This window comes from Pyrobaculum sp. (assembly GCF_049971835.1).
Taxonomy (GTDB): Archaea; Thermoproteota; Thermoprotei; order Thermoproteales; family Thermoproteaceae; genus Pyrobaculum.
In genome coordinates this window covers 1-8,597 of the sequence record NZ_JBMFKV010000089.1, presented here as the reverse complement: position 1 = coordinate 8,597, position 8,597 = coordinate 1, and the positions used below count along the sequence as shown (strand labels likewise).

Genomic DNA, 8,597 nt, shown 5'->3' with positions numbered 1-8,597 from the left:
GCCGTAGGCCAGGGCGGCGAGTAGGAGATCCACCGGCCTCAGCCCCCCGATTTGTATCTCTTTGTCATCTATCTTCACCGAAGCGGGCGTGACGGTTATCTTATGGCGCCTCTTGTGCATAGGATTGCGCACGCCCCGCATCCAGTGCACGTGTCTAGTATCTGGGGTGTGCCGGCTCGGGAGGGGGCTATGGCGGGGCACGCCGTTTTTAGGCAGTCGCCGCATCTGTCGCAGAGGGTGGGCTCGACGCGGTATGGCCTCCTCTCAACAGCGTATCCAACTATGCGTTTCTTAAATAGATCGCAGGCGTCGCCGGGGTGGTCTAGGACCACTGCGTAGCCGCCGAGCTCGGCCACTTTGGTGATGAGGTGGTCTTCTTTCTTGGCCACTGCTACGACGGGACCTGCGTTGTACCCCCCGATAAGTATGCCGAGGGCTATCGCAGACGCCTTCAGTGGGGGGAGGTGTATGTCCACAACCTCGGCGACCTCGGCGGGCTCGTGCCACGTTGGGACGACCATGTAGTCGGGCTGCGCGCCGGCCGCCGGCGTCAGCCTCACGTCGGAGACTACTATAGGCACGGCGTCCGTCATCTTCAGGAGGCGGTATAGGCAGGCCATTAGGGGTAGCAGTTCGTGCCCTACCCCGTTCTTCTCGCCGCCTTTGGCCCACCTCCACGGCTTCATGTAGTGTTTGTTAAAGGTGGAGACTCGTCTCTTCGCCGCGGCGGGAGCGGGGCCTTCGTAGCCCACGGGTGTGGAGTATATCTCCGAGTGGTCGATGGCTTTCTCCAGATTTGTGAAGCACTCCAGCCCGGGGGGGCACGGGGTTATCAGCAGGGCGCCCCAAGCCGCGCCTCTCGCGGCTTCCAGAGCCTCTCTGCTGGGAGTGGCCTTCACGAGGACTTGTCTAAAGGTTGCCGAGAGCCCGACGGCTACTGCCAGCCTCTCGTCGTCTGTGTAGGCCTCGTCTTCTATGACGAATTCAACCACGTGGCTATTTGTCTACTTGATTTTAAGCTTGACCACCAGCCGCCTCAGGGCTTCTTTTTCTGCGGGGAAGTGGTCGAGGGGCTTGGGGCCGTTGATCTTGACCCATAGGCACTTGTCGGAGAGGTATATCTCGCCGGTTTTTAGATTCAGCACTAGGGGGTACATTCGGCAGGCTAGCGGCTTTTTTTCGTGGATTGTGCACCTGCCCTTATAGAAGGGGCACCACCCCTCTATTACCCACTTGTACAGCTTCACGCCGTTGTAGAAGCCGTATTCTCTAAATGTGAGCTTCACGCCTATTTTCTCCGCCTCTTTAGTGAGGATGGGGATTTCATCTTCTAGAACCACGGGAGCCTCTTCTATAGATTCAAATTTGCAACAGTCAGAGGGACATCCGATGGGGCAGCTGAACACGGCCTTCTCCTTAATATCCCTTTTTAAACTCCTCGTTGCTTTAATATGTGTAAATAATATTTTCGAAATTAGTAAATATGAATTTATAAAGGTGTGCCTTTGATGTTTGTAAATTTAATTGTATAAAGAACCCTCTTTAAATATGTGATTATTCACGAAGCCGCCGGTGAAACAACTAGAGTACTATTTAAAAAATTTTAAAGATAGATTTAAAAATGTATTAAAGACGTTCCCCACATGAAGAAGGAGAAGAAAGAGGAGAAGAAGGAGGAGAAAAAGAAGTAAGAGGCTTTTGGCGTTAAGATTTTTAAAACCTTCTTCTTTTTTCCTCCCATGGTTAAGGTCCTGGACGTTGGCAGGGTCGTAGTTAAGGTTTTGGGGAGGGAGGCTGGTAGAAAGGCAGTCATTGTCGACATCGTAGACGCGAACTATGTAATTATCACTGGGCCGAAGTCTCTTACCGGCGTTAAGAGGAGGCGGGTTAACGTAAACCACATAGAGCCCACGGACAAGAAGATTGAGATTAAGAGGGGGGCCTCCGACGAGGAGGTCTTGAAAGCGCTGGAGGCCGCCGGGCTTGTTGAGTACATGCGCGAGAGGGTGAGGCCTCGCCTCACTGGACTCACCAAGGCGGAGGTTAGGTGAGGTGCGGGACTAGGGAGGTTTTTGTAAAAATTGAGGAGTCTACGAATCCTCAGTGGGGTAAGCCGCCGTCTCAGAGATCTGCTGAGGAACATATAAGATACTCCATGGTTATACTGGACAAGCCTAGGGGGCCGAGTAGCCACGAGGTGGCCGCCTGGGTAAAGAAGATACTTGGCGTAGACAGAGCTGGCCATGCGGGTACTCTGGATCCGAAGGTCTCGGGGGTTTTGCCTATAGCGGTGGCTGAGGGGACGAAGGTTTTGATGGCGCTTTCCCGGTCGGACAAGGTTTATGTAGCCGTGGCGAAGTTTCACGGCGACGTCGACGTTGAGAGGCTTAGGGCGGTTTTGCAGGAGTTCCAGGGCGTGATCTACCAGAAGCCTCCTCTGCGGTCCGCCGTCAAGAGGCAGTTGCGCACCCGCCATGTGTATTCGCTTGAGCTTTTAGAGCTGGACGGCCGGTACGCCGTTATTAAAATGCACGTCGAGGCTGGGACATATGCGCGGAAAATCATCCACGACATAGGAGAAGTCCTGGGGGTGGGGGCCAACATGAGGGAGCTGAGGCGCGTCGCCGTTTCGTGCTACTCCGAGGACGAGGCGGTGACTCTGCAGGACCTGGCGGATGCGTACTATATATGGAGGCGCTACGGAGACGACACCTACCTGAGGAGGGTTTTGTTGCCTATTGAGGAGGCGGCTAGGCACCTCCCAAAGATATGGGTGAGAGACAGCGCGGTCGACGCGTTGTGCAACGGCGCCCCCCTCGCCGCTCCCGGCGTGTCGAAGTTCGAAACGCCCTTCTCCGCGGGGGATCTCGTGGCCATGTTTACGCTCAAGGGGGAGCTCATCGGGATCGGCAGGGCGTTGGCAAGCTCGGAGGAGGTTAAGAAAATGGAGAGGGGCCTCGTTGTGCGCACAGATAGAGTTGTGATGAGGCGCGGCACCTACCCGGCGATGTGGAAGAGAGGGACGAGGGCAAAAACTTAAAAGTGGAATTATTGATGTAATACGTGGGGCAACGTCCTCCAATTCGTCGTATTGTGATTGACGCCGCAATACCGACAAAGGGAGTTACAATTGTAGACGTGGCTAAGGAGCTTTACAAAGTGGAGGGCGTCAAGGCTGTCCGCGTCACGGTTGACGACGTGGATGTAGACGTCTTGGGGCTTGCCATTGTCGTGGAGGGGGTAGACATCGACTACGGAGAGCTGGAGGAGGTCTTGGAAAAGGTGGGGGGAGTGGTGCACTCTGTGGACGAGGTGGTGGTGGGGGAGTACATCCCGGAGGCTGGGACGACGGCGTGAGGTACCTAGTCCTCGGTGTGATAGACGGGTTAATCACGGCGGGGACTCTGTCCGCCTCGTTGCTAATTAGGGGAGGCGAGATCGGCTTGGATCTAGCGCTGTCTATTGCCGTTGTGGTTTCCACGATAAGCGCCTTGACTGTGTTCGTTGCCGAGTACTCCCACCAGATGAGTGAGGTGAGGGAGACTACCTATAAGCTCACGCTTAGAGAGGAGCAGAGGGGCTGGACTCTGCTACATACCCGTGCCCTCTACGCCACGGCTAGATCTGCGCTTCTCAACTTCGCGTCGTCTTTTGTAGGCGCCTTGGCTGTCTTAATACCTGCCCACTTCACGCCGCACGCGGCGGTGGCGGCCGTCGCGGTTGTGGTCGTGGCGACGAGCCTAGCGCTGGCGGGGAGCTCATGGAGGGAGTTTCTGGAGCTCGCCACGATGATAGCCTTGGCGGTGTCGGTGGGCGTGGCCGTGGGCCTGGCCTTCCCCCTCATAACTTAAATAACTAACCTCTTGAGGGGACGTGGCTACTCTACCAGTAGAGTATCTGAGAACCACCCGCCTATTTAGGGAAAAGATCGGCGATGTGGAGATAATCTCCTTCGAGGTGCCGGTTCATAAGTACTTCTCCCGCAACGAGATTCCCTACCTCGCCACGGCCCTCGACGTGGATTTCCGCAAGATGGAGAACTTAATAACAGACATGAAGTACGGCAGAGTCGCCGTGGAGAAGCTCTGGGCTTATAGAATGGACGCCGACATTATACGTGAAAACAAGAAGGTACTGTTGCCCGACCTGGCAAGCAACCCGGTGGATGGAGAGGTGGAGGAGTTCGAGGACGCCAAGGTTTTGAAGATACACGTCGGGCCGCTGAAGGAGTACGTCAGGGTGTTTGTAAGGCCGAGGCAGGGCTTTAGAGAGGTTGTTGTGTATAGAAAGCCCCCCCACCCAGCTTTTGTGAGATACGTCGCGTATCTATGAAAGTCGCCGTTGTGGGTATAGGAGGCTGGGGGCGTCACCATCTCCGCGTAGCGGCGCAACTTAAGGGGGAGGGCCTTGTGGAGGTGGTGTATGCCGTCGACGTCGACGAGTCTAGACTCAGGTGGGCTGAGAGGGTGTACGGGGCAGTGCCGGTGAAGGGAGTCGACGCCGCGGCTGGTTTAGACGTCGACGCCGCGATTATAGCCACGCCGACCACCCTCCACGCGGCGCATGCGGCGGCGTTTCTCACCAGGGGGGTGGCCACCCTGGTGGAGAAGCCCTTCGCCGCGAGCCTTCAAGAGGCCTACCAGTTGTTGGATTTGGCCGGGAGGACGCTGGTGAGCACGGGGTACCTCCTCCGCTTCCACCAAGGCGTGAGGTATGTCAAAAACAACCTCGGCAAACTGGGGCGTTTTCTTACGGCCTACGGCAAGAGGACCTCTAGGTGGCCTCTGCGGCCAGGCGACGTCGGGGTTATTAAAGACCTGGCGATTCACGACATCGACCTCGTAACGTATATAACGGGGAGGAGGGCTGTGTCTGTCTACGCCTCCGGCGGCTCCACGAGGGGGGGTTACGAGGACCACGTGCAGATATTTGCCCACTACGACGGCGCGTCGGCGATTTACGAAGCCAACTGGCTCACGCCATATAGATTTAGAAAACTTGAGCTGACCGGGGAGCAGGGCATATTCGTCGTGGACTTCGCCTCAGACGAGGCTTATTTCTACGGCGAGGAGGGGGTATACCGCCCCAGGCTTGAAGTGGCGGAGCCCCTTCTCCTACAAGATAGGGAGTTTATAAAAGCCGCCTCTGGCGCCGGGGGTGAGGTGGTCAGCAGAGACGATATTGTATACACAATGAAGTTTTGTGAAGCCGCCGCGCTGTCGGTAAAAACCGGTAGGGTGGTAAACCTCGACGAGCTGTAGAGGCGTATACGCCACCTACTTTACGAATTGGCGTTTTTTAACAACAACCCAGCCTCTTCATGAAAGCCGGTGAGGAGCTCAGTATCCACGAGGTTGAGAAGCTGGATCTCGGCGAGGACTTCAAGCTGGCTCTCTCCAGGGCCTTAAGCGGGGCGAACGTATACATAGTGGGGCCGCCTGGTAGCGGCAAAACCGCTATGTTGCGTAAGCTGGGCCTCTACCTCTCCAGATCGGGGAGGGGGGCCGCCTATGTAAAGCTGGAGTGGGCAAAGTACGGCTGGGGGCTGGGAGACTACTTGAAGCACTACGGCGCGAGGAATATAGGCCTCATAGGCGCGGAGGCCGGCGGCGACGTCGTGTTGCTAGACGATGGCGAGTTGCTGTGGAGCTACAGCTCGGCGTATAGAAACCTTGTGAGAGACGTCAGACAGAGACAGGTGGTAGCCGCCTTTAGAGAAATAGATATGGACACGCTAACCATACTCTTCGGCGACGGGTTTACCATTTACCTCCAGCGGCAGGTAGCGGCGAGGCCTGTCGTCAAGGCTCCTCTTGGCCTTGGCTTTATTGGGAGAACTTCCGAAATTGTGGTGATTTAACCTCCGAGGAGAATTGGGAGGAGTGCGACTAGGTTATTCAAGCCGTGTAGAGCCATCGAAGCGGTTATACCCCCTTTTTTAAAGGCGTAGGTCAGAACCAGCCCGTAGGCGAAGTAGAGAGGTAGCAACGCCGCCGCGCCGTGAACCGCGGCGAAGATAAGCGAGTTGCCCATGTATCCCACAAGCTGGCCAGCTCTCTTCTCAAGCTCTGTGTAAAGCATGGCGCGGAAAATAGTCTCCTCCACCAGGGGAGCCAGAACCACCGCCGAGGTGAAGAAGTAGAGCTTCCACTGGGGGCATGTAGAGAGTGTCTGTATAAACATCTGGAGTAGCGAGTCGTATTGGCGGAGGAGCGGTTGCAGGACCAGCTCCAGCCCCCACAGACCTGTGAATATCAAGAGAGAGATGGCGAAGTACTTGGGCCTAAATGCGAAGGGCCTTGCGTAGTAGATCAGTGGCGTAAGCACTAGATACGCCACTGCCAGAGACGCCGAGACGCAGTTAGGCGCCAAGAGCGCCGCCACGCCCATAGCTATGAACATCACTGGTATCGACAAGGCCAGCGCAACGAGGCGCACATATATAAACAACCCGTGGGTTATTTAAGCTGTGGAGATCCAAGTCGCCGCGTCTGCCGTGGGGAAGAAGAAGTTCTACATCGACCTTACGAACTGGGGTAGGGTCGAGAGGTACCACAGACCCTTTCTAGTAAACGCCGGCTGGCCCGGCGGCCTCGCCGTTGGCGTGTTAGATCTGCGGACATACATGGAGGAGGTTGCCGAGATATATAGAGAGGCCGTGGACGCGGTCGGTAGGGCAAATAGGAATTTTATAAAGACGGCTGGGAGGCTCTGGCTCTTGAGATTTGTACTGCCGACTAGGGTTGAGGCCGCCGCATCGGCGGTGAGAGAGGCCAGGGCCTACTGGGAGATCAAGACCCACGTCGAGAACGTGCTTGGGAAGAGGTTCGACACGTGGGGCGAGGTGTACACCGGCAGGGCCGGCGTGGAGGTGAGAAACGGCGCGGTGTATATAGGCGGGGCCCCATCTCTCGGCCACACATACCTCTGGCTGGTCGGCGTGCTCAGCCTGTAGAGACGGCGGCCCGCTCGCCGTGCCGCGATTTGATAAGCTCCACGAGCCTCCCCGCCGCCCTCTCCACAAGCACCTCGGCCTCCTCTCTACTCTCCGCGCTGGCGTAGATGTGTATATGTAGAAGCGGCGCATCTACTTCGAACCCCTTGGGGTGCGACTTAACGTAGACCCTGGGGTCGACTCTCATGACCTCTCTGATTAGAGGCGCCGCGTCGGCCTCAGGCACCCCCCTCACCACGACCACCCTCTCCGAGAAGTAGACAGGAGGCCCCCGTCCCCTCAGCAGAGGCTCGACGTGGCTCTCGAAGATAGCCTCCATCTCCCTGGGAACCCCCGGCAGGATAACCACGACTTTACCGCCAACCTCGTAGAGAATGCCGGGGGCTGTCCCCACCGGGTTGGGCAACGGCTTGGCGCCGGGCGGCATCATCGCCATCTTGATCCTCTCCTGTGTGAGGGGGTAGCCGCGGGCTTCGTACTTCTCCCTAACCATCCTCAACGCCTCCTCGTTAACCACGGGCTCTGCGCCTACCGCCTTGCAGAAGGCCAGGTTTGTAATGTCGTCAGGCGTGGGTCCCAGCCCCCCGGTTGATACGACCACATCCGCCCTCTCCACAGCCTCTCTAAAAGCCTCCACTATGTCGTCCTCCTCGTCCGGCACGACGAGTATCCGCCTCACTGCGTAGCCGAGAAAAGTCAACTTGCCCGCGAGCCACGCCGCGTTGGTGTTGACCACCCTCCCGATGAGCAACTCATTTCCGATCGACAGAATCCAAGCAACGCCTTTATGCATCACAGCTAGTTAGGTGGTGGATTTAAGCTCTTCCCTAATAACCAGCACGAGCCCGAGCAGGGTGATCAAGACGCCGAGGGCCTGCAGGGGGATTTCCAGAGACCCCAGAAGCGGGGCGGCGACGTGGACGGCGCCCCTCGGCACCTCGCCCAGGATCGGTATAGCGAGTAGCGTGGCCCCCACGGGCTCCCCCAGGGTGCTCGCCGCTATCGTCACCGCTCTGTACCTGCCGAGCAGAAAGTTAAAGACAGTGTGGCCCAGCATCATTGGTATAGACGCTATGAGGAGAAACATTACAAACACATAGGCGTTATACCCAACCATGTTGCTCCCCAGAGACAGGCCCACCACTAGGGAGATTAGCGCGGCGACGCCGTAGGCCACGGCGGCGTATCCCAAAGTCCCCACCGACGCCCTGACGACCCTCCCCAGCGCTAGGTAGCCCGCGAAGGAAGCCGCGCCGGCTAGGGCGAGGACGTTGCCCAAGAGGCCTCCTGGCGAGAACGTGATAAATATGCTACCCACCACGGCCAGCAGAACGCCGGCGGCGGTTGCGCCGCCAACTCTCTCCCCGATTCGCCTCGATAGAAACAGCATAAGGACTGGGTGGATGTTGACGAGGGTGGTGCTGGCCGCCACTGTGGTTAGGAAGAGGGAGGGGATCCAGCTGAGGAAGTGCACAGCCAGCAACACGCCAGAGAGGGCTGAGTACATGAGGGCGCGGCCCCTCGGCAGGCCCAGCCCCCTCCACGCCCCGAGCATAAGCACTATTGCCGTGGCGAAGGCCAGCCGCCAGAAGGTGATCGCCACCGGATCGGCGGGCGTCAGCCTAATTAAAATCGCCGCGCT

13 protein-coding genes are annotated in these 8,597 nt (G+C 57.6%); 8 read left to right on the top strand and 5 right to left on the bottom strand.

All coding sequences use genetic code 11. From position 1 onward, the window contains the following. Positions 1-95 precede the first annotated feature (95 nt). Together ACP5J3_RS08550 and ACP5J3_RS08545 are read right to left on the bottom strand one after the other, a co-directional pair. Positions 96-992 (bottom strand): ATP-binding protein, encoded by an 897-nt coding sequence (locus ACP5J3_RS08550; RefSeq protein WP_428495304.1) that lies wholly within the window; start codon positions 990-992, stop codon positions 96-98. A 12-nt stretch (positions 993-1,004) separates the two neighbouring features. Further along, positions 1,005-1,406, bottom strand: a complete 402-nt coding sequence (locus ACP5J3_RS08545) for a YkgJ family cysteine cluster protein (RefSeq protein ID WP_428495303.1) — start codon at positions 1,404-1,406, stop codon at positions 1,005-1,007. 333 nt (positions 1,407-1,739) lie between these two features. Between ACP5J3_RS08545 and ACP5J3_RS08540 the strand changes: the two genes are divergently transcribed. From ACP5J3_RS08540 to ACP5J3_RS08510, 7 genes are read left to right on the top strand one after another with little or no spacing between them, the layout of a single operon-like run. Further along, positions 1,740-2,051, top strand: coding sequence for a 50S ribosomal protein L14e (locus ACP5J3_RS08540; protein ID WP_428495302.1), 312 nt, complete (start codon positions 1,740-1,742; stop codon positions 2,049-2,051). Beyond that, positions 2,048-3,040, top strand: coding sequence for an RNA-guided pseudouridylation complex pseudouridine synthase subunit Cbf5 (locus ACP5J3_RS08535; RefSeq protein ID WP_428495301.1), 993 nt, complete (start codon positions 2,048-2,050; stop codon positions 3,038-3,040). Before ACP5J3_RS08540 ends, ACP5J3_RS08535 begins: the two co-directional genes overlap by 4 nt. A 23-nt stretch (positions 3,041-3,063) precedes the next feature. Then, positions 3,064-3,357: a DUF211 domain-containing protein gene (locus ACP5J3_RS08530; protein ID WP_148682996.1), complete on the top strand. Its 294-nt coding sequence runs from the start codon at positions 3,064-3,066 to the stop codon at positions 3,355-3,357. Next, complete coding sequence (locus ACP5J3_RS08525; RefSeq protein ID WP_428495300.1) at positions 3,354-3,851, top strand: hypothetical protein; 498 nt, start codon at positions 3,354-3,356, stop codon at positions 3,849-3,851. The genes ACP5J3_RS08530 and ACP5J3_RS08525 overlap by 4 nt, the downstream gene beginning before the upstream one ends. 22 nt (positions 3,852-3,873) lie before the next feature. Further along, complete coding sequence (locus ACP5J3_RS08520) at positions 3,874-4,332, top strand: hypothetical protein (protein ID WP_428495299.1); 459 nt, start codon at positions 3,874-3,876, stop codon at positions 4,330-4,332. Continuing rightward, positions 4,329-5,261 (top strand): Gfo/Idh/MocA family oxidoreductase, encoded by a 933-nt coding sequence (locus ACP5J3_RS08515; protein WP_428495298.1) that lies wholly within the window; start codon positions 4,329-4,331, stop codon positions 5,259-5,261. The genes ACP5J3_RS08520 and ACP5J3_RS08515 overlap by 4 nt, the downstream gene beginning before the upstream one ends. A gap of 59 nt (positions 5,262-5,320) precedes the next feature. Then, a complete protein-coding gene (locus ACP5J3_RS08510; RefSeq protein WP_428495297.1) occupies positions 5,321-5,860 on the top strand; it encodes an ATP-binding protein in 540 nt (179 codons plus the stop codon). Here the strand turns inward: ACP5J3_RS08510 and ACP5J3_RS08505 are convergent. Further along, positions 5,857-6,438, bottom strand: a complete 582-nt coding sequence (locus tag ACP5J3_RS08505; RefSeq protein ID WP_428495296.1) for a lysostaphin resistance A-like protein — start codon at positions 6,436-6,438, stop codon at positions 5,857-5,859. The two genes, ACP5J3_RS08510 and ACP5J3_RS08505, sit on opposite strands and share 4 nt — an antisense overlap. A gap of 31 nt (positions 6,439-6,469) precedes the next feature. Here ACP5J3_RS08505 and ACP5J3_RS08500 point away from each other — a divergent pair, with 31 nt between their 5' ends. Then, the gene (locus ACP5J3_RS08500) at positions 6,470-6,955 is read left to right on the top strand and encodes a hypothetical protein (protein ID WP_428495295.1); all 486 of its coding nucleotides are present in this window, start codon (positions 6,470-6,472) and stop codon (positions 6,953-6,955) included. On the opposite strand, the gene ACP5J3_RS08495 is transcribed toward ACP5J3_RS08500, so the two are convergent. Together ACP5J3_RS08495 and ACP5J3_RS08490 are read right to left on the bottom strand one after the other, a co-directional pair. After that, positions 6,945-7,748: a nicotinamide mononucleotide deamidase-related protein gene (locus tag ACP5J3_RS08495; protein ID WP_428495294.1), complete on the bottom strand. Its 804-nt coding sequence runs from the start codon at positions 7,746-7,748 to the stop codon at positions 6,945-6,947. The two genes, ACP5J3_RS08500 and ACP5J3_RS08495, sit on opposite strands and share 11 nt — an antisense overlap. 9 nt (positions 7,749-7,757) lie before the next feature. Then, positions 7,758-8,597: DMT family transporter (locus ACP5J3_RS08490; protein ID WP_428495293.1), on the bottom strand; the 840-nt coding region annotated here is incomplete at its 5' end.

Bases quoted from the DNA above. Each gene is read 5' to 3' on its own strand.
- ACP5J3_RS08540 (WP_428495302.1), top strand. From the start codon at position 1,740: ATGGTTAAGGTCCTGGACGTTGGCAGGGTCGTAGTTAAGGTTTTGGGG.
- ACP5J3_RS08515 (WP_428495298.1), top strand. From the start codon at position 4,329: ATGAAAGTCGCCGTTGTGGGTATAGGAGGCTGGGGGCGTCACCATCTC.
- ACP5J3_RS08510 (WP_428495297.1), top strand. From the start codon at position 5,321: ATGAAAGCCGGTGAGGAGCTCAGTATCCACGAGGTTGAGAAGCTGGAT.
- ACP5J3_RS08495 (WP_428495294.1), bottom strand. From the start codon at position 7,748: ATGCATAAAGGCGTTGCTTGGATTCTGTCGATCGGAAATGAGTTGCTC.